The sequence below is a fragment of the Salipaludibacillus agaradhaerens genome (assembly GCF_002019735.1).
Classification (GTDB): Bacteria; Bacillota; Bacilli; order Bacillales; family Salisediminibacteriaceae; genus Salipaludibacillus; species Salipaludibacillus agaradhaerens.
The window spans coordinates 615,869-634,764 of sequence record NZ_KV917378.1 but is presented as its reverse complement, the minus strand read 5'-3'; the positions used below and the strand labels follow the sequence as shown (position 1 = coordinate 634,764).

Annotated in this window: 20 protein-coding genes and 1 pseudogene; 8 read left to right on the top strand and 13 right to left on the bottom strand. The window is 35.4% G+C overall.

Annotation, left to right across the window (positions count from 1 at the left end):
• The first annotated feature begins 3 nt into the window (after positions 1–3).
• The 4 genes from parC (at position 4) to BK581_RS02895 (ending at position 6,362) form a co-directional block, all read left to right on the top strand.
• Positions 4–2,466: a DNA topoisomerase IV subunit A gene (gene parC / locus BK581_RS02910; protein ID WP_078576750.1), complete on the top strand. Its 2,463-nt coding sequence runs from the start codon at positions 4–6 to the stop codon at positions 2,464–2,466.
• A 199-nt stretch (positions 2,467–2,665) separates the two neighbouring features.
• Positions 2,666–4,072 carry a spore germination protein gene (locus BK581_RS02905; protein ID WP_078576749.1) on the top strand — a complete coding sequence of 469 codons (1,407 nt, stop codon included), beginning with the start codon at positions 2,666–2,668 and terminating at the stop codon, positions 4,070–4,072.
• Between the two features lie 36 nt (positions 4,073–4,108).
• Positions 4,109–5,227, top strand: coding sequence for a GerAB/ArcD/ProY family transporter (locus tag BK581_RS02900; protein WP_078576748.1), 1,119 nt, complete (start codon positions 4,109–4,111; stop codon positions 5,225–5,227).
• Positions 5,220–6,362 (top strand): Ger(x)C family spore germination protein, encoded by a 1,143-nt coding sequence (locus tag BK581_RS02895; RefSeq protein WP_078576747.1) that lies wholly within the window; start codon positions 5,220–5,222, stop codon positions 6,360–6,362. The genes BK581_RS02900 and BK581_RS02895 overlap by 8 nt, the downstream gene beginning before the upstream one ends.
• A 550-nt stretch (positions 6,363–6,912) precedes the next feature.
• On the opposite strand, the gene BK581_RS02890 is transcribed toward BK581_RS02895, so the two are convergent.
• Positions 6,913–7,191, bottom strand: coding sequence for a DUF4183 domain-containing protein (locus BK581_RS02890; RefSeq protein WP_078576746.1), 279 nt, complete (start codon positions 7,189–7,191; stop codon positions 6,913–6,915).
• A gap of 321 nt (positions 7,192–7,512) precedes the next feature.
• Here BK581_RS02890 and BK581_RS02885 point away from each other — a divergent pair, with 321 nt between their 5' ends.
• Positions 7,513–7,878, top strand: a complete 366-nt coding sequence (locus BK581_RS02885) for a DUF4183 domain-containing protein (RefSeq protein ID WP_078576745.1) — start codon at positions 7,513–7,515, stop codon at positions 7,876–7,878.
• A gap of 123 nt (positions 7,879–8,001) precedes the next feature.
• On the opposite strand, the gene BK581_RS02880 is transcribed toward BK581_RS02885, so the two are convergent.
• Together BK581_RS02880 and BK581_RS02875 are read right to left on the bottom strand one after the other, a co-directional pair.
• A complete protein-coding gene (locus tag BK581_RS02880; protein WP_078576744.1) occupies positions 8,002–8,457 on the bottom strand; it encodes a DUF5392 family protein in 456 nt (151 codons plus the stop codon).
• A gap of 46 nt (positions 8,458–8,503) precedes the next feature.
• A complete protein-coding gene (locus tag BK581_RS02875; protein WP_078576743.1) occupies positions 8,504–9,262 on the bottom strand; it encodes a GTP pyrophosphokinase in 759 nt (252 codons plus the stop codon).
• Between the two features lie 521 nt (positions 9,263–9,783).
• On the opposite strand from BK581_RS02875, the gene BK581_RS20415 reads away from it, so the two are divergent.
• A complete protein-coding gene (locus BK581_RS20415) occupies positions 9,784–10,668 on the top strand; it encodes a peptidoglycan-binding protein (protein WP_211273949.1) in 885 nt (294 codons plus the stop codon).
• Positions 10,669–10,703: 35 nt separating this feature from the next.
• On the opposite strand, the gene BK581_RS02865 is transcribed toward BK581_RS20415, so the two are convergent.
• The 9 genes from BK581_RS02865 to BK581_RS02825 all read right to left on the bottom strand — a co-directional run bounded on the left by BK581_RS02865 (position 10,704) and on the right by BK581_RS02825 (position 17,397).
• A complete protein-coding gene (locus tag BK581_RS02865; protein WP_078576741.1) occupies positions 10,704–11,111 on the bottom strand; it encodes a DUF4395 domain-containing protein in 408 nt (135 codons plus the stop codon).
• Between the two features lie 119 nt (positions 11,112–11,230).
• Positions 11,231–11,644: a DUF2203 domain-containing protein gene (locus BK581_RS02860; protein ID WP_169837506.1), complete on the bottom strand. Its 414-nt coding sequence runs from the start codon at positions 11,642–11,644 to the stop codon at positions 11,231–11,233.
• A 127-nt stretch (positions 11,645–11,771) separates the two neighbouring features.
• Positions 11,772–12,413, bottom strand: coding sequence for a M50 family metallopeptidase (locus tag BK581_RS02855; protein ID WP_169837504.1), 642 nt, complete (start codon positions 12,411–12,413; stop codon positions 11,772–11,774).
• 62 nt (positions 12,414–12,475) lie between these two features.
• The gene (locus BK581_RS02850) at positions 12,476–13,234 is read right to left on the bottom strand and encodes a Cof-type HAD-IIB family hydrolase (RefSeq protein WP_078576738.1); all 759 of its coding nucleotides are present in this window, start codon (positions 13,232–13,234) and stop codon (positions 12,476–12,478) included.
• A 47-nt stretch (positions 13,235–13,281) separates the two neighbouring features.
• On the bottom strand, positions 13,282–14,094 hold the full coding sequence (speD, locus tag BK581_RS02845; protein ID WP_078576737.1) for an adenosylmethionine decarboxylase: 813 nt from the start codon (positions 14,092–14,094) through the stop codon (positions 13,282–13,284).
• 448 nt (positions 14,095–14,542) lie between these two features.
• The gene (locus tag BK581_RS02840) at positions 14,543–15,103 is read right to left on the bottom strand and encodes a TetR/AcrR family transcriptional regulator (protein ID WP_078576736.1); all 561 of its coding nucleotides are present in this window, start codon (positions 15,101–15,103) and stop codon (positions 14,543–14,545) included.
• Complete coding sequence (locus tag BK581_RS02835; RefSeq protein WP_095995522.1) at positions 15,069–16,286, bottom strand: MFS transporter; 1,218 nt, start codon at positions 16,284–16,286, stop codon at positions 15,069–15,071. The genes BK581_RS02840 and BK581_RS02835 overlap by 35 nt, the downstream gene beginning before the upstream one ends.
• Before the next feature lie 307 nt (positions 16,287–16,593).
• Complete coding sequence (locus BK581_RS02830) at positions 16,594–16,875, bottom strand: HPr family phosphocarrier protein (protein ID WP_078576735.1); 282 nt, start codon at positions 16,873–16,875, stop codon at positions 16,594–16,596.
• 243 nt (positions 16,876–17,118) lie between these two features.
• A complete protein-coding gene (locus tag BK581_RS02825; RefSeq protein ID WP_078576734.1) occupies positions 17,119–17,397 on the bottom strand; it encodes a hypothetical protein in 279 nt (92 codons plus the stop codon).
• A 159-nt stretch (positions 17,398–17,556) separates the two neighbouring features.
• Between BK581_RS02825 and BK581_RS20410 the strand changes: the two genes are divergently transcribed.
• On the top strand, positions 17,557–17,685 hold the full coding sequence (locus tag BK581_RS20410) for a hypothetical protein (protein WP_276327415.1): 129 nt from the start codon (positions 17,557–17,559) through the stop codon (positions 17,683–17,685).
• A gap of 79 nt (positions 17,686–17,764) precedes the next feature.
• On the opposite strand, the gene BK581_RS02820 is transcribed toward BK581_RS20410, so the two are convergent.
• Positions 17,765–18,478: a class I SAM-dependent methyltransferase gene (locus BK581_RS02820; RefSeq protein ID WP_078576733.1), complete on the bottom strand. Its 714-nt coding sequence runs from the start codon at positions 18,476–18,478 to the stop codon at positions 17,765–17,767.
• Positions 18,479–18,648: 170 nt separating this feature from the next.
• Between BK581_RS02820 and BK581_RS20245 the strand changes: the two are divergent.
• Positions 18,649–18,896 (top strand): annotated as a pseudogene (locus BK581_RS20245) (helix-turn-helix domain-containing protein); the annotation flags it as partial.

The following is an 18,896-nucleotide window of genomic DNA, read 5'->3' as shown; positions in this document are numbered from 1 at the left end:
TCCTTGGAAGAGAAAGAACGCTATCTGGATTTGCCGCTTGAAGAAGTGCTTGGCGACAGATTCGGCCGTTACAGTAAATATATTATTCAAGACCGAGCTTTACCAGACGCGAGAGACGGATTAAAGCCTGTACAGCGTCGTATATTATATGCTATGCACGTTGACAAAAATACAGCGGACAAACCATTTAGAAAATCAGCCAAAACAGTCGGTAATGTCATTGGTAACTATCACCCTCACGGCGACTCATCTGTGTACGAGGCCATGATTCGACAAAGTCAAGACTGGAAAATGCGTCACCTGCTCGTGCAAATGCACGGAAATAATGGCTCAATTGATGGTGATCCTCCAGCTGCCATGCGTTATACAGAAGCCCGACTTTCAAAAATTGCGTCAGAAATACTTCAAGATATTGAAAAAGATACGGTAGATTTCATGCCTAACTTTGACGATTCACAAGAAGAACCCGTGGTGATGCCAGCCAGCTATCCTAATCTCCTTGTGAATGGATCAACAGGTATCTCCAGTGGTTATGCGACTGATATCCCGCCCCATCATTTAGGAGAAGTGATTGATGCAGCTATTCATCAGATGAGTGCTCCTGACTGTACAGTCGATGATTTAATGCAGCATATTAAAGGCCCTGATTTCCCTACAGGTGGGATCATTCAAGGGATTGAGGGATTAAGAAAAGCTTATGAAACAGGCAAAGGGAAGATCGTTCTACGAGGAAAGGTCTCAATTGAGACTGTTAGAAGTGGACGAGAACAACTTATCATTACTGAAATACCTTATGAAGTCAACAAAGCGAATTTAGTTAAAAAAATGGACGAGCTACGTCTCGACAAAAAAGTTGACGGCATAGCCGAGGTACGAGATGATACAGACCGAACAGGATTACGGATTGTAGTAGAACTGAAAAAAGATGCAGATGCCCAAGGTATTTTACACTTTTTATACAAAAATACTGATCTGCAAGTCTCTTATAATTTCAATATGGTCGCTATTTATAATAAAACACCGAAACTTCTTGGATTAAAAGAAATGCTTGATGCCTATATTCAGCACCAAAAACAGGTCGTAACGCGCAGAACACGTTTTGATTTAAATAAAGCCAAAACGCGTGCTCACATAGTTGAAGGGTTAATTAAAGCCATTTCTATCTTAGATGACGTTATTGCTACAATTAGAGAATCAAAAGATAAAGGTCATGCTAAAGAGCAACTTCAACAACGCTATCAATTTAGTGAACCACAAAGTGAAGCAATCGTTAATTTACAGCTTTACCGATTAACGAACACGGATATTACGACGTTAGAACAAGAAGCTAAAGAATTACAAGACACGATTGAAAAATTAGAAAGTATATTAGCGACTGATCAAAATTTAATTAGTGAGATTAAAAAAGAGTTACGTCGCATAAAGAAAACGTATAGCGATAATCGTCGCACAATGATTGAAGAGGAAATTGAGGACCTAAAAATAAATCTTGAAGTCGTTGTGCCATCTGAAGATGTTCGGGTCACTGTAACGAGGGAAGGGTATGTTAAACGATCGAGTATTAGATCTTATACTGCGTCAAACGGTGAACCACCTGGTATGAAGGAATCGGATCGTTTATTATACTCAATGGAAATGAACACAACTGATACATTGCTTCTTTTCACAAAAAAAGGGTCCTATCTTTACTTACCAGTTCACGTACTTCCAGAAAACCGTTGGAAAGACAATGGCCAACATGTGGCCAATATTGTAACGATGGATAATGAGGATGAGATTCTTAACGCTATACCAGTTAAAGAATTTACTGACGAGAGATATTTAATGTTTGCCACTAAAAAAGGGATGATAAAACGCTCTGTTTTAAGTGAGTACAAAGCGCAAAGGCATTCAAAAGCATTAATGGCAGTAAAGCTGAAAAAAGATGATGATCTTATTTATGTTAGTTTAACAGATGGCAATCAGGACGTTTTTATCTCTACACATTTAGGATATGGTTTATGGTTTAGTGAAGAAGAAGTGAGCGTCACTGGCCAACGTACTGCTGGTGTTAAAGCGATTAACTTAAAAGCCGATGATAAAGTCATGAGCTGTCAATCGTTTACTGTGGAAGAAAAGCCATCGATACTGCTCATAACGCAACGAGCAGCTTATAAAAAAATGAGCTTAAATGCATTTGAAAAAACATCTCGCGCTAAGCGAGGGGTTGTGATGTTAAAAGAATTAAAGAAATCACCTCACCGTGTGTACAATGTCTTTTTAGTCCAGCCGACTGATAAAATTCATGTGGAAGCTAGTGACGGTTCACATGAAACGATTAACCCGAGTTCGGTTAGGCAAAATGATCGTTATACGAATGGCTCCTTCCTTTTCGATGTGAGTGTGTCTGGAGACATTACAGATGCATGGCTTGAGAAGAATGGGAATGATGCCACACCAGAAGCGATGGATCTAGTGGATACTTAATAATACTGAAACTTACTACTTTAAAAGCAAATCAGTTGCATAATGCCCTCTAACTGTAAGAATGAACCTTTACAGTTAGAGGGTTTTTGGGCTTTCTAATAAGTATACAATAATTATATTATGTAAACTAAATTGAATGCAATTATCATGTATAATTACTTCTTTTCAAACAATACTAGAGGGACAGAGGTGATTTCGTTTGGATAAGCAAAATCAGCATGAAGAAACACAGCTATCTTTACACGTTGATGATTATAAAGCGTATTTAAAAAACTTGTTTGCTAATGCGTATGACTTTCAAATAAGAACTAGTCATACCGAACAGGGGACAGAAGTTAATTTATATTATTTTAATGGCCTCGTCGATATAACACTGCTAGATGAGCTAGTGGCTAAATCGATTGTATCGATAGAGCAAAGCAACACCATAGATCCTAACGAGACGATTGTTAATTTAACCAATCACACGTTGCCCCTTAATTTAGATGACATTAAAGAGGGTTTATTAAATGGTCAAGTATTGATTCATATTAACGCACACTCACCTTACTTACTTAATATTAATAGTGATCCGGCTAGGCAAGTAGCAGAACCAACAACAGAATATCAAGTTTTGGGCCCTAAGATAGGCTTCGTAGAAAGTGTTGATAAAAATATTGGCATTCTACGCTATTATTTAAAAGACTGCGAACTTCATACAGTGGAAACTTTTGCAGGTAAAGAAAATACGATGAAGGTGGCAGTAGCATATATTCATTCGTTAATAGATGAAACAAGTCTATCGTTTATAAATAAGAAAATAGAGCATTTAAAAAACAAAGAAATTTCATCATTAGGACAATTAGCAAGGCATTTCCAGCATGATTTTTATTCACTTTTCCCACAAAGCATTTTAACAGAGCGTCCAGACCATGCAAGGGAAAGTCTTCTTGACGGTAAATTTGTGATTTTTCTCAGTTATCATACGTTTTGTATTGTCACACCCGTACAGCTGTTAGATACAATAGGAAGCATTGAAGACTCTTCATTTACGGTAAGCTGGAATAAATTAATCATAAGAGTCTTAAGACTTTTGTGTATGATTATCGGAACGACTTTACCAGCCCTTTACGTAGCCCTTGTAGCGTTTCATCCTGAATTAATTCCGACTACTTTTACACTTACCATTGCCCAGTCACGCTCACAAATTCCTATAACAGCTTCTATTGAAGCCTTACTTATGTTGTTTGCACTAGATGTTTTAGTAGAAGCGAGTATTCGTTTGCCGAGCTTTGTTGGTCAAACGATCGGGATAGTTGGGGGACTCGTTATTGGCACAGCGGCTGCAGAAGCTGGTATCGTCAGTAATATTATGGTTGTCACGATTGCTTTTACTGCTATATGTACTTTTGTAATCCCTTCTTGGGAATTCGTTTTTACATGGCGGGTTATGCGGTATATTTACGTCCTTGTAGCTTCTTGTCTTGGATTATATGGACTTTCATTACTTTTCGGACTTACGTTCTTACACCTTTGTAAATTGAAAGCTCATGATAAGCCTTATTTAGAGCCTATATCACCTTTTAATTTTAAGAAGCTTCGCACTTTTTTCCATTCGCGATCTTAACCTGAAATATGTAGAGTTGGGATAGGGGGTAGCTATATGAATGATGATCACCTTATGTATCGGTTCAGCAAAACTGAGTTATTTATTTTTACATACTCCTCGACAATTACTCTTGGATTAATTTTCCTTCCATATGTTTCCCATTTGGAAGTGAGAAGTGCTTGGTTAAAAGTGATAGTAGCAGGATTGCCTATGATAGGGGTCTTTTTCCTTATACAAACCGTCATAAATAAGCACAAGAACGCGGATATCCTTGATCTATTTAATCACTATACGTGGAAAATTATCTATTATCCGGTTTTAGGTTATATTTTCTTTAATGCGGTGATGGCGTGCTGTTGGGGCATCAAAGCACTTGCTTTTATTGTCAGAAGTTTCTTATTACATAATACGTCAGAGTTTGTCCTATGTTTATTCTTTCTATTAGTTGTTTTAGTAGGTTTACTCTATGGAATAGTTCCCATAACACGTTTTCTCGTACTCTTTTTTGTATTTGAAATCATCATTATACTTGCTGTTGTAAGTTTATTTTTTACAGAGGATTTTCGGCTTATTTATGTGAGGCCAGTGATGTCCACTGATATTTTGACATTTTTAGATAGTTCACTGACAGATCTTACACGGTTTACAGGGGTAATACCTCTTATAGGGTTCATTACATATATTAAACAACCTGAGAAAATGTTTAAAACCGTGAGTAGTGCTATCGGATTAGTTATGTTCACCTATAGTACCATCTCTTTGCTCGTTCTCGGTGTTTTCGGCTTTGAGCAGGCACTTGTGTTATTATCTCCACTAACATCACTTATTCAGGCATCGGCCGCTTGGGAAGGGGTTTTTCAAAGAATAGATATGGTTTTTATTGCAATATGGACACTATCATTTTATAAAATCGCCCTTATTCATTTTTGGTTTGTTCATTATTTATTAGTCAAACTAATACCTGTAGCAAGAAAGACTGAAATTGTGAATAAAATAGCCATTGTATCTGGCCTTTTAGCTTTATCATTTATTGTGCCAGGGTACATAGAATTCGACTCCTCTCTTTATTTTATGAACTTGAATTTTTACGCGGTCGTGACCCCTAGTCTGATCTGTATTTATTTATTAGTGAGACGACCCGTCACTAGACAAGGAGAACTATTTGATGGTTAAGAAAATCGTATTAGGATTGGTTTTTATAACTCTTTTGACAGGGTGTTTAGAAGACTCTAAAGAAATCGATCAACGAACAATCGTTCTTGGCATGGGGATTGATAAAATAGATGAAGATGAGATTCAGTTAAGTCTGCAAATGCCTGTTGTTGTGAGGCCAATGGAAGGAGAAGGGGAGATAGATCATTCTGAGTTTGTGACAGTTACGACGAGCGCCCCATCATTATGGGAGGCTTTAACAGATTTAGAAGCACAAACACCTACCGTGTTATTTTTCGGTCATCTTAAAACAGTCATTATTAGCGAACGGTTAGCTAAAGGTGGCATAGATGAAGTGATTGATTTCATTGATAGACGTTCACCGATCGATAACCAAGTACACTTATTAATTGCTTCCGATGTGGATGCTATTCTTAATAGTGAGTCACAGCTCGTTTTTTTGCCTTCGTTATATATCGAAAGGTTTTTTGAATCTGATCAAAAACTTTCTCGGACTGACATCGTACGTTTATTTGAATATCGACGTGACACGAATATGATCTCGAAATCTGCAACAATTCCTCTTATATATAGTGAAAATAATTTGACGATTCAAGATTTTGCTGTGTTTAAAGGCGATAAGATGGTCGATATCCTGTACGGAAAAGAGGCTGGATTTAGCCGATTGTTAAAAGAGAAACAGTTACGCCATATCAATTATACATTAACAGTTCCAGTCCCAACAAATGAGGCAGAAAACGTAGAAGTTTCTATTTCTTTAAACTTGAATTTAATTTTTAGTATATTACAGCATCAACCACCAAAATTCAACTTAGATCTAGATGGAAATATCGAATTTATTCATCTAAAAACGGAAAGTGTTGACCTGACAGATGAATTAATAGACGCTTTGAAGATAGAAGTTAAAAAAGTGGTAAAAGAAGATATTTTACACACGATAAATAAAATGCAGGAGAGCCGCACAGAACCGTGGCTTTTCGGACATAGAATCTGGATAGATGAACCTGAAGACTTTGATGAGGAACAATGGCTTAATAACGAATGGCCAACTGCGGAGTTTGTTATAAATATTGATCTTGAAGTTGAAAAAATTGGTCAACGAGGGATGCTAGATAAAATAAAGGTCGGCAGATAAATACATGTTTCAGTCGATTTTTATTTCGTCTCAAAATATTAAGAATACTTTAATTATGATACTAAAACGAAGTTTATATTATTGGTTCCTATAATTTATATTATGTAAACTAGATAATATAATTATAGGAACGATTGCTTGTACATCCTTTGAGTGATTGCTCTAATCCTTCCCTCCCGGTTTATTTAGCTTTAAAGTAAGTTTAATCAATTCTACTAGACTTCATTGTTTCGGAGTCATGTTTTAGCATTTCTAAGCATCCTCTTTCTTTAATTGAGCCATCCCTAATCCTGTTTTTACAATAGATTGACGTTCATTCTTGACTTCGAAACTGTCTGCCTAATATAAAGATCTCTCCATCTCTCTTTTCATGTTGAAATGGCATCTCCTTTTTAAAATGCAGTTATCTGTTATAAATATAAAAATGGTCGTTTTGAATGAGTTGTCTTTTAGACTAATATTAGAACGTCGGCACCCTTTTATGAATAATAAATAATCTAAAAAACCTCCCTCCGAGTAAATGCGAGAAAGGTAAATATCTTAGTAGTAACTAATTGACTAAGAATTCAATCGTAATGGGAACACCGGCATTTTGTAAGTTCCCATCAATAATCGTTAATGTTGTTCCGTCAAATGTTGATTCAGCATCTAGTTGAAGAACACCGTTAACGTAAAGATTATAGCTGGCAAATACTGTGGGGAAAGCTGTTAAACCTGCATCTGGAGTCGTATCTGCAAAGACAAAATCTAGATCATCGCCGTCTGGCGTACCATCACCAATCGTTGCGGCAAACCTTTGCGCATCTAAGAACGGTTTAATAATTGCCATTGTTTCACCTCCTTTATTACATAGTTAATGCTTAAATACTTAAATTTGTATTGGCAGATGCTATTGAAGATAAACACATTTTCCAACAGCGGGGTTTCTTTAAGGACTCTCTAATTCTCTTAAAACTAAACATATGCACTATTTTTAATTTAGAAGCGGTTAAATGTATCAGAAATGGTTGATATATCATATTATATATAACTAACCTATTATTTACTGTTTTTAGCTTTGTAATCACTAGGGCTAGTGGCATTCAATGGCTAAATCTCTTTGTCTGTGAGAGGTTTAAAGTCATATAAATTTTGAAGAGGACGGGTTAAAATGAGACATTTTAATAAACATAGTGTTTCAGCTAGCAGAGTATATGATTGGGTAAAAACCACATCTCATATAAAAATCAACATGATTCCCCCTCAACAGAAGCGTATTGCTAAGGTGAAAAATTATCTTTATTTTGCCGTTGCTGACGGTGTTAAGTCTGAGTATACAAATGATGATGAAATAAAAAAATATGGAGACAAAGGCATATTGGATCCAAACACGGTCTCTTACATTAATCTTTATTTAAACGGGATTTTACAGCCGAAAAATATTTATGAGATTAAAAAAGGGTTGCTCATTTTTTTGTCAGATATCCCTACTAAAAATGTCCCTATTACCCTTTCATTCGTCACGGTTTATGTATAACTTTTATCTATCGTCTTACATGTGATATAAACGTGTCTTATACTTTTTTTCGTACCCTTTACCTCTTGATTAATCTAAAAAGAGATAAGCAGTCAAATCGCTTATCTCTTTTCTTATACACTCTTACTGTAACCCTTCCATCTTTTTAATCCGTTCCTCTTGCTGTAAAAATTCATAATAAATTGTCATCGTGTTAGCTGGTTCCGTTTGAAGTCTTTTTAAATAGAGATCTTTTATAGTATCTGGTAGCTCATCATTCTTTTTAATTTTATTCGTAATGTAATCAAAACTTTTGAGATAAATTTCTTTACTTTGATACATGGATTCTTTAAAAAGTGCCAGTCCGAATGCGGCTGCTACTCCGAATCCAATAATGGGTATCATTGTTTGATCACTAACCCTCATATTTACGATGAGTACAAATAAATTCATTAACGAAAAAGTGAGTATCGGAACAGAAATAATTGTGTACAAGCTACTTTTTTTAATATATGGCGCTAATGTCGTTTGTATTTTTTCAAATTCAGTTTTTACATATTGAGAAGTTGTGTGATCGAGTTTCATTTTTAATGGATTCATCTCATTTTCTCCTTTCGTATCGTCCTGTCCATAAACAGTACAGATACTAATCATTTATTTTTTTCATAAAAGGTATGAGTAAAGCGTAAGGAAGCTTAAATTTTTCATTATCGATCTTAAGTTCAGGCTGTTTGTTTTCAGGTTCTTCCTCTAACTTAAGTTCACTTACTTTTTGGTGGATTTGCTCCATTTTCCTATCTAAATGAGACGCTGATTCAGCAGCTTCTTTTAATTCATCTATCAAATTTTGCGGAACAGTTTGATAATATTTGTAATATATTTTGTGTTCTAAGCTAGCCCAAAAATCCATGGCAATTGTACGTATCTGTACTTCAACACACACATTTTCAACTCTGTCCGACATGAAGATAGGAATTTCTAAAACTAAATGTAAGCTTTGATAACCATTTGCTTTAGGTTCTCTAATATAGTCCTTCACTTCAATTACTTTAATGTCTTGCTGTTTTTGAAGCATGTCACTTAATTCATAAATGTCAGAGACGAAAGAACATGTAATTCTGATGCCTGCAATGTCTTTAATATTCTCTTTAATGGATGGAAGAGAAAGCTCGTAGCCTTTTTTCTCAACCTTCTTTAAAATACTTTCTGGAGATTTCACACGTGACGTGACATGTTCAATTGGATTGTAGTCATGGATATAATGAAACTCTTGTTTTAAAATATCAATCTTTGTATTGATTTCATCTAATGCAAATTTATATAACATCATAAATCGTGTCAGTTCAATCTTTAATTCTTTTAGTTTTGACGGTTCGAACGTTTCTAGCGCGCGTGTTAACTCCATAAATCAGGCTCCCTTGTAAATTAGTATCGGTAAATAAGTATATTTTAAACGTCTTTCCCCTGCCCTATTGGCCTTTGCTTAAGAGTACATGAAGCATCATAATTTCTATATATAGTATAATAAATGTTTATGAACTCATTATGAACGAAGCTATTATGACTACAATTCTTTTAAAAGTGACTATCACAATTAAATTTTCAACACGAAAAACAAAACAAAGATAAAACGATATCATTAAAATGTTTTTAAGGATTTTAGTGAAAGACGATTTATGTAGAGGATTGCATGGATCGTTTTTATAAGTAGGTTTTATATGATGAAATTGGTGCAAGTTCTTACAATTTATGAGGTCATAATTGGTAACTTAGTTCATTTCAGACGAAAGACAATGAAGCCTGTCTATGTTTTATTATTTGATTACTTTTTTATTGCAACTAATTTAAACATTTTTTAGCTGTACTTCTTTTCTGAATGTGTCCATATGGATGAGCTTAAAGAGTTTATTTTCAGAAAGGATGTTGATGATGAAAAAAACGCCTAGAACTTCTGTAAGAGGGATCATCTTAACCGTCATAATGGTAGTTTGCTTTATCGGTTTTGACTCACTAACGATTGAAGTTTCAGCAGATAGACAGCTCCTTGGGGATGAAAATTTATCTATTGGTATGGCGGGTGACCAAGTTGATGAATTACAAATGCTACTAGTTAATAAGGGGTTTTTGGACTCGATTTCTAATAAAGGGAAATTTACAAAAGAGGTCCAACAAGCTGTGATTACTTTTCAGCAAGCTAGTCTTATTCAGCAAGATGGCATAGCTGGTCCGCAAACACTTGGGGCATTACAAGAATTAAAACTTGGAGATAACGGGCGGGTTGTGACTTATTTGCAAAGTAAACTAGAGACGCTTGGTTACTATAATGGCCCTATAGATGGTCACTATGAAGAGTTAACGCATAAGGCTGTTAAGCATTTTCAAGACGATTATGAACTTCAAGTTGATGGAATAGCAGGACCGAAAACATATGGAGCCCTACACACAGCACTTCAACAACCAGAGAAGAGAACAATCACGTCTCGTTCCAACCAACAAGAGGAAAAGCAGACTCAATCTCATGGTACAACGATTCAAATGGAGGCTACGGCCTATACAGCTTACTGTGATGGCTGCAGTGGTATCACTTATACGGGATTAGATTTACGTAGCAATCCAGCTAAAAAAGTGATTGCTGTTGACCCTCAGGTTATTCCACTTGGATCGAAAGTTTATGTGGAAGGATACGGTGAAGCAATAGCAGCAGATATTGGCGGCGCCATAAAAGGAAATCGAATTGATATTTTTATACCTAACAAAGACGATGCCTTAAAATTTGGCCGACAAATGGTGGATGTAACAATCAAAAATTAACCTAATGGTGACGAATGTTAGGTAAGCTATTCATCTCATTTATTATTCTGCTTGTATTGCCACATTTTCAACTTATACCTGATTTGACATCCGATACAATACCCAAGTAGAGCTGTTAATGCTGCTATAAATACCATCAAGCTAAAAACAACAGTTAAAACCTGTTGACCTAATAAGAAAAATAAAAAAGCGACACTTAAACATATCGTAGCAATCCATTGATTAAATAATTGTTGATCTTTATCCTCTGGCGGATATGATTCAGCAGGCTTTGATAAAAAAATCTTACCAGCTCGAATAATAGGATTTTGCTTCGTCACTAATGTGAGGATCCCTACACTAATTGGCACAAGCAAAACCCACGGAGAAATAATAAGGGAAAAAATGATGGATATGCATATGAATAGTTGGTTTAATTGTACTAATGGTTTTGGAATTGTCATGAGTTTCACCTATCTTTATCATTGTTTAGTCTAAATATTAAATTGGTAATGAATTTTTCCTTTCATCATTCAAAAAACTGCAACAGCTTGTTGCAGTATAATTGAAATTTACCCTCACATTATGATTCATCGTCGTCTGACAGCGGTTTTCTCCCTGCGAAGCCTTCCGTTTCAGAGTGATAATACGAAATCTCAGATTCCCCTTCCTTCCAGCACAGAAGGATCGTCTCATTATTTTTGATCGAAGGGAAATCAACTAATCCTGGATCAATTCCTTTCAACAGTGCACCTGTGTTTTTAATATTCGTGACATGTATTTGAGCCTGGATCTCAAGGAATTCTAGCTCACTTTCCATAAGAAATAGACTACTCACCTCTGTTTGTACATGCTCTTTCATCTGTAATTTAACTTTATTTAAGTGCTGTAATTTATGATCAAATTCAGATTGTAGTTTTTTTAGATGGTAAAGTTCTTCCTCTATAAGCGGGATCAGTTTGTTTGCTTCTTTTACAGTAAAATGTTTATTCGACATTTTTTTCACCTCCCGGTTACTACTAAGTATAGTAAACTTGGAAGCTATAATAAAGTCATTTGCACATGAAACCCTTTGACAATTGTGTGAAAATTTCACTTGTGAGGTAAATTGATTCATTTTTTGGCTAAAACAGTTGGATCAACCAGTTGACGAAAATAAATGGTGAATAGCCTAACCATATAGAAATGCCTATAATGAAACACGCAAAGCCTTGGGTAAGGAACAACGTACTCCATATGATGGAAGGAATCTTTGTAAGGTCTTCTAACAGTCCCGCGTCCCCTGTCTCATTTCTGTGGTTAAGCGTTAAGGTGAAAAGAACCCACGTACTTAAAAAAGCTTGAATTAAGAGCATTATACCTATAATTGTTAAAAGCCACTCAAGCCATTGTGAATAATTGTTAGCGTATAAAAAGTAAAGTACACTTAGTACAGAAACGATCCAAACCCAACCAGTTAAGTTTCTTACCCAAAAAATTAGATTATAAGTGAGAATTGCTGTTAACGTAAAAACTGCTGGCATGATCCATTCTTTGTCTAATGCGTACAAAAACAGCACGCTAAATAAGGAAGCAGCAGGGTAACCGGCCAACAAAGTTATGAGTCGGCCAAATAAGGATCTATGTCGGGTTATCGCAAGTCCACCAGTATTTGAATATAACGAAATGTTAGAGACCTTCCCCCCTGTCACAATAGCTGCAACTGCATGACCAGTTTCATGAACCATCGTATTAAACAATTTGAAATAGGGGCCGATTACAGGCATATAAGTTAAACACCCAATAATAAAAATCCATACGAAAACCTCAAGGTGTGATGTCACCATCATCAACTCACTGGTTTGAGAGCAAAGCGGTAGATGGCTTTAGCTACACCATCTTCATTATTAGAGCTACTTACCCAATCAGCTTCTTTTTTTAACGCATCCTGTGCATTTTCCATTGCGACACCGATACCAGCTTCTTTAATCATGGCCATGTCGTTTAAGCTGTCTCCTATAGCTAAAGTGTTTTCCATTTGACAATCAAGCTTACTGCATAGTTTGGCTAAAGCTACAGCTTTGTTGACACCAGCTGCATTTATTTCGATGTTAGTTAAACTCGAATTGGTCACTTCAAGCTCCTCATGTTGTGATAATAAATCAAAAAGTGTCTGCCTAACAGTATCGTCTTCAATTTGAAAACCGAACTTTAACCATTCCCGACTAAATAAATCATCCGGCATATCATTTCGCCACACACGGTCCACGGAAGCGGCCCAATGATCTGCCCTATGTTCATGTTTAAGTTTATATAACATTTCAATAAGATCTGTTTTTAATAAATTACGTTCAACTAATTGCCCAGAAACGTGCCATATTTCACTTCCGTTACCTGTAATAAGATACGACGTAAGCTTTAAGTCTTTTGCATATTCCTCACATGCAGCTAATGACCTACCAGTACTTAATACGACATGAATACCTTTTGCTTGTGCCTCGTAAATCGCTTGCCGAACACGATCAGATACGAGGTGGTCATCGTTAAGTAGTGTCCCATCCATATCTAGAGCGATTAGTTTAATTTCAGGTATTTTATTCAGCGACATTACCTATCCAACTCCCTTGCTTCGCCAGTTAGCGCGCATACGACTTTTTATGCTCGAGGCATGTTTCTACCGTAATAAATTTCATCCATTTCATGCTGGAGTTTTTGTGTGATTGCTTCTTGTTCAGATTGTGTGAGCGCCTCTTTCTTATAGCCAAATAAATAATCATCTAAATTAAAAGCTTTTAGCTTACATTTTGTATGGAAAATATTCTCCTGATAGATGTTGACATCTATCATATGATAATCATTTTTGACCGTCTCAGGAATGTAATTTTGAATGGATGTAATATCATGGTCAATAAATAACTTGTGACCTTTAACATCACGTGTGAACCCTCTAACTTTGTAATCAATCGTCATAATATCAGTATCAAAAGAGTGGATTAAGTAATTTAATGCTTTTAATGGTGATATTTCGCCACAGGTAGATACATCAATATCTGCTCGAAACGTGCTAATGCCATCTTCAGGATTATACTCTGGATAAGTATGTACAGTAATATGACTTTTATCGAGATGTAATACAGACGCTTCAGGTAAAGGCCCAGGAGACTCTTCAAAAGCTGACTTCGGTGCTTCTTCTACCGGCCCCTCTGCCACAAGCATCGTCACACTGGCTCCTTGCGGTTCATAGTCCTGCATCGCCACATTCAAAACATATGCACCAATCATACTGGCAACATCCTTTAATATTTCAGTTAACCGCTCAGCATTATATTGCTCATCAATATAATTAATGTATGCTTGCCGCTCCTCTTTCGTTTTTGTATAGCAAACATCGTACATATTAAAGCTCAATGACTTTGTTAAATTATTAAAGTCATGGAGTTGTATACGTTCTTCAGGTGTTAAACTCATGTGATCATTCCCCGTTCATAAAGATTATGTATGGATAGTAAAATCATTAAATGCCATAAATGACATTCGTTTGTTATGTATGTTTCACTTTTTCTCGTAATTTAAACGTTTAGCAGGTCGTTTATAGGTGGTAGTAAACGTGCGATGCTTTTATAAATAGCGTTTGACTTTTCCTAAGTTATGTCCACCACAGACGCCCTATATGGTTGAGAATCTTTATAGTTAACCCATTAATTATAAAGTATTATAAAGATAATTAATATGCCTATCAACTAAAAATAAGAGGAACATAATAAGAAAATTTATATTACAATTATTATTTTACATTCATTGTCTAAGACGTTTTATGATTTATGTTCGATACACGTAAGAAAAAAGGCTGTCAAAATGACAACCTTTTCAAATAAAGAATATATCGCCCGTAAAAAAATTTGCAAAATCAACTTCATTATCCTTGTATGCTATTCCAGAAAATTTTAAATGCCACATCTAGAGAATACTCAAAGGATTGCTTAGTATTATATAACAAATGAATAATCAATCCATCGAATAATATAAGGAAACTTACCGTACACTCATCAGGTGTATAGTTGAATAGTTCTTTCTCAAAAACTTTTCTAATCTCTGTTTTTAAAGAATTAAAATATAATAGATAATGTGAAGAAACAAAAGATTCAATTTCTAATGGTGTAGAAAAGGAAACTACTTGTAAAAAAGACGAATTTGGCTTATCGTGTGCTCGTAGCTTCATATCCTTTAAGAACCTATAAAGAATATCTTTTGAAGGTATGTTTGATAAATTTTTAAAATATTGTTGTGTAAACACTATTTCTTCTTCTATAACATCACTATAAATGTCTGTAAACAATTCTCTTTTCGAAGGATAATGGTAAGAAAGCGATTGTTTCCTTATACCGGACTCTTCTGCAATTTGTGACATCTTCACTCCCTCATACCCATATTTATAGAAATGTTTAATGGCTACTTGCTTGATTTTTTCTTTCGCCATATAGACCTCCCAACTCTTTAGGTTGCTGTTGCTTTTTCACTATTAAGTAAACCACATACATCATAAAAAATAAAATATATACTAATATGGTCACAATATAGATTGCTTGATAAGATGTAGCTGCTGCCACTAAACCAAGTATTAGAGAACCTCCACCTATACCAAAATCGAAAAAGTTAAAGAAAGTTGCCATAGCATCTTCATGTTCATGCTCATCTACTAAATTTATGCACCAAGTTTGAATTGCAGGTAATAGCGCACCAAAACCAAAACCATAAAATGTAGCAGCCATAAAGAAAGTAAAATCGCTATTAGCTGCATATAATATACTCAAACCAATAATTGAAAAAATAGACCCTGGAATTAAGATAATAGTTGGTCCGAATAAATCAAAAAGTTTTCCGGAAATGAGCCGAATAATAAAGCTTGCTAATGCAATAACAAAGAAAAATAACCCCACTTGAGAAAAGTCCTTTTCAATAGCATATAATGAGAAAAATGACATAATACCACCAGCAGCTATCCCTACTAAAAAAATAAGAATGGCTGGGTAAAACACTCTTCTTTCCATTATTTTCACTTTAACATTTGATTGTTTGTCTAATTTTTTACCTTCTGGTGCTCTTTTTACGAAAACGCCCATTACAACGGCTAATAGTAAAACCGCCATACCCCCTAAAAATAACCTTTGGAAGTCATAAAGTTCTAGTGTCATAATTCCTAGCATTGGACCAACGGATATTGCAACCGTCTCTCCTACACCAAAATAACCAATTCCCTCTCCACGACGTTCTTTAGGTACTATCTCAGCTGCAAGAGTTGCGAAATAGGTAGTAACGAGACCAAAACCCGCACCGTGCATTAAGCGAATAATTAACAACGTACTAATATCACTTGAAAGATAATAGGCACCTGTTGCAAGGGCGTTAATTAAAATCCCTAAAACTAATAAGAATTTTTTATCTATTTTACTTGCAAGTAAGCCTGCAAATGGTCGGGTTAGTATAGCTGATAGTGTGAATATACCAGTGACTAAACCAACCTGACTAGCTCCACCTCCTATTTCGGTAACAAATAACGGCAGGGTAGGTAATAACATTTCGAAGATCATAAATACCAATGAGTTGGAGATTACCACAAACACGAATGATAACGTCCATATTTTATTATTTGTATGTGTCACTTGTATTTCCTCCTAATAAATAATGTGAATACATCATTTATTATATCTGACTTATGTCAGATGTAAAGTGTTTTATATCGTTGTATTTTTATTTTTTTATATGACTTTCGTCAGAATGACGACAGTTAGCGAGGGAAAAACTGCCTTATCGAACTGAAAAATCCGATTATCGTAGTGATAATCGGATTCTAAGCCCTTTTATTAAAATTCATTTTGGTTTGAAAAAATGACTCTCACAATCGTGAGAGCCTTTCTTAATCACTAGGATGTATCCCGGTCGTCATCACTTAATGATTAGTGAAAGTCTTTACACTTTGACCGGTGATTCTGCACCTGTTTTTTCAAAAAATGCTCCCACTTGATCGAGTGCTTCTTTTGCATCTGAGCCATCTGCAGTGATAAAAAAATGATCTTTTTCCTTCATACTGATAATGATGTTAGCAGTTCCAAGAACGCATTTTGAGTTATAAGCTGTCATATTTTTGTGAATATAAATATCACTGCTAAACGTACTACATAGCTGGACGAGTTTTAAAACTTTGGACATGTTAAATGGCTCATTAAGCTGAATGTCCTTTGAGAGTTTCATCGTTAACCTCCTTATGACTCGTATAGCGTTCTGTTGGCTAATATATTACTAGCAATTCGAACGTTAACGGGTTATTTTGTTAGATAATTTATCGCTTTTTTTGTTACTAACATCAAGTACGATACAATGGCATACTTTTATTATATGATCTTTCTAATATCAGGTTTGAGTACCTCCCTACAAAAAAATTAAACTTGAGATGATTTTCTCAAGCTTAATTTAAGCCTATGAATGGGAGCTTATTTATATCCATGAAAAGCGAGGAGGAGTGGGTGAATCATCTGTCTTTTTTTCGGAACTTCTCTTATCATCTTCAGATTTAGGTTGCTCAGATTCCAATTTTGTTGGCTGCACTTCCTCCTGTGGTTTATCTTCAGGTAAGGGAACTCGTGCACCAAACAGAAAGTCTGACCAAGGATCTCTTCGTAAGATTGGTTGTTCTTTTTCTTCTTGTAGGGGTTGTGTTTCTGTAAGCTTTTCACCTTTCTGTTGCGTCTGCTTCTTACTAACCTTCTCTTCCATGTTTTAATTGCCCTCCTTCTTAATGATGTCTAACATAGTGTATTCATTGCTTTTTTTGATGATTGGGCTGATGACGTTCAATTTATTGAAAGAATATGAAAAAACAATACAGCTAACACGTTATAATAGTAAAACATTACAGTTAAGGGAGGCGTTTTAGTGAAATCGATTACTGATAATAGAGGAGAAGAACATGAATTAATACTTATTCTTACGAGCACTTTTTCTCTGATTACTTTCAGAAAAATTAAGCAGTTAGAATGCTATAAAAAGCCAACTCAAGCCTAAGCTTGACTACAGTATGCGAGTTAAAGCTAGTCCCCACGTGTGAAGGTATGAGGTAGCCATAACCGGCAAATAGGTCACATCACACTTTTAGACACCGAATGACGATATAGCCTAGATGATTTTTATATTTTTTTATGAGTTTTTCATGCTCATCAAGTATATCTAAGTAATGTAAATCGATATTTGGCGTCAATTGTACTTCATACGGTGTTTTATTAGCTACCATCGCGATCTCTTTTGCCTCAATTAACTCTGTGTTCACAAATCCAGCTTGTATCACCTCATCAATCCATTCATTGACTGTGCGTATGCCAGATAAGGTGTAAAAAGTTTGTATCTTTTCATAATCAGCAGGTTCAACTGGATGTATTAAACACATTTCATTTAAATACAATGTGCCGCCACTTTTTAATGTTCGATAACATTCCTTAAAAGCTTTTTTTGTGTCACAAAAGGCGAATACTGACTCAGATATAATGCCGTCAAATACAGCGTTAGGAAAAGGAAGATGTTCAATGGATGCTTGATGAACGGTTACATTCGAAAAGTCTTCTAACTGTTTAGAGGCTTTCATGACCATATTAGGATGATTATCTACAGCATCAATTTGACTATTAAGCGCTTTAGCTAAACGATAAGCCGTTTTACCAGTACCACATCCAATGTCTAACAAACGATGTGATTTTTCAAAAGCTTCATGAGCTATCATTTCCTCTGTCATGGCTTCTCCACCTGGATGAGCAGAATCGATGGCTAAGGCTGCGAGCATATCCACATATGTTACATGCATCATCAGGGTTTCCCTCCTTTCTGTAACGTTATTCCGAATAAACTAAAAACGTGCGCCTATAAGAAAAAAACCTTCGGAGAGAAAAAATAGAGTGACCTAATTAAATGAGACAAGGAAAAAACACCCCCATAGTCGTATATAAACTTAACGACAAATTTGGAGGTGTTTTTCTTATGGGCCGAAAAAATAATGTTTATCCAGAAGAAATAAAAAAAGAGGTTATTCGATTAAAGTTAACAGGAGAGTATACGAATAAAGAATTGATGGCACGCTTTGGCATTAAAAATAAAACACAGATTAAGACTTGGATGAGATGGTATAGAAAAGGAGAAGAACAACGATTAGCTCAACCTGCTGGAAAGCAGTATAAGTATGGAAAAGGATCAGAGGATATGAGCGAAATTGACCTGTTAAAAAGAAA

Excerpts from the sequence above, each read along its gene's own strand:
- BK581_RS02900 (WP_078576748.1), top strand. The coding sequence starts at position 4,109 with ATGAATGATGATCACCTTATGTATCGGTTCAGCAAAACTGAGTTATTT.
- BK581_RS02895 (WP_078576747.1), top strand. The coding sequence starts at position 5,220 with ATGGTTAAGAAAATCGTATTAGGATTGGTTTTTATAACTCTTTTGACA.
- BK581_RS02890 (WP_078576746.1), bottom strand. The coding sequence starts at position 7,191 with ATGGCAATTATTAAACCGTTCTTAGATGCGCAAAGGTTTGCCGCAACG.
- BK581_RS02885 (WP_078576745.1), top strand. The coding sequence starts at position 7,513 with ATGAGACATTTTAATAAACATAGTGTTTCAGCTAGCAGAGTATATGAT.
- BK581_RS02880 (WP_078576744.1), bottom strand. The coding sequence starts at position 8,457 with ATGAATCCATTAAAAATGAAACTCGATCACACAACTTCTCAATATGTA.
- BK581_RS02875 (WP_078576743.1), bottom strand. The coding sequence starts at position 9,262 with ATGGAGTTAACACGCGCGCTAGAAACGTTCGAACCGTCAAAACTAAAA.
- BK581_RS20415 (WP_211273949.1), top strand. The coding sequence starts at position 9,784 with ATGATGAAAAAAACGCCTAGAACTTCTGTAAGAGGGATCATCTTAACC.
- BK581_RS02865 (WP_078576741.1), bottom strand. The coding sequence starts at position 11,111 with ATGACAATTCCAAAACCATTAGTACAATTAAACCAACTATTCATATGC.
- BK581_RS02860 (WP_169837506.1), bottom strand. The coding sequence starts at position 11,644 with ATGTCGAATAAACATTTTACTGTAAAAGAAGCAAACAAACTGATCCCG.
- BK581_RS02855 (WP_169837504.1), bottom strand. The coding sequence starts at position 12,413 with ATGCCTGTAATCGGCCCCTATTTCAAATTGTTTAATACGATGGTTCAT.
- BK581_RS02850 (WP_078576738.1), bottom strand. The coding sequence starts at position 13,234 with ATGTCGCTGAATAAAATACCTGAAATTAAACTAATCGCTCTAGATATG.
- speD (WP_078576737.1), bottom strand. The coding sequence starts at position 14,094 with ATGAGTTTAACACCTGAAGAACGTATACAACTCCATGACTTTAATAAT.
- BK581_RS02840 (WP_078576736.1), bottom strand. The coding sequence starts at position 15,103 with ATGGCGAAAGAAAAAATCAAGCAAGTAGCCATTAAACATTTCTATAAA.
- BK581_RS02830 (WP_078576735.1), bottom strand. The coding sequence starts at position 16,875 with ATGAAACTCTCAAAGGACATTCAGCTTAATGAGCCATTTAACATGTCC.
- BK581_RS02825 (WP_078576734.1), bottom strand. The coding sequence starts at position 17,397 with ATGGAAGAGAAGGTTAGTAAGAAGCAGACGCAACAGAAAGGTGAAAAG.
- BK581_RS02820 (WP_078576733.1), bottom strand. The coding sequence starts at position 18,478 with ATGATGCATGTAACATATGTGGATATGCTCGCAGCCTTAGCCATCGAT.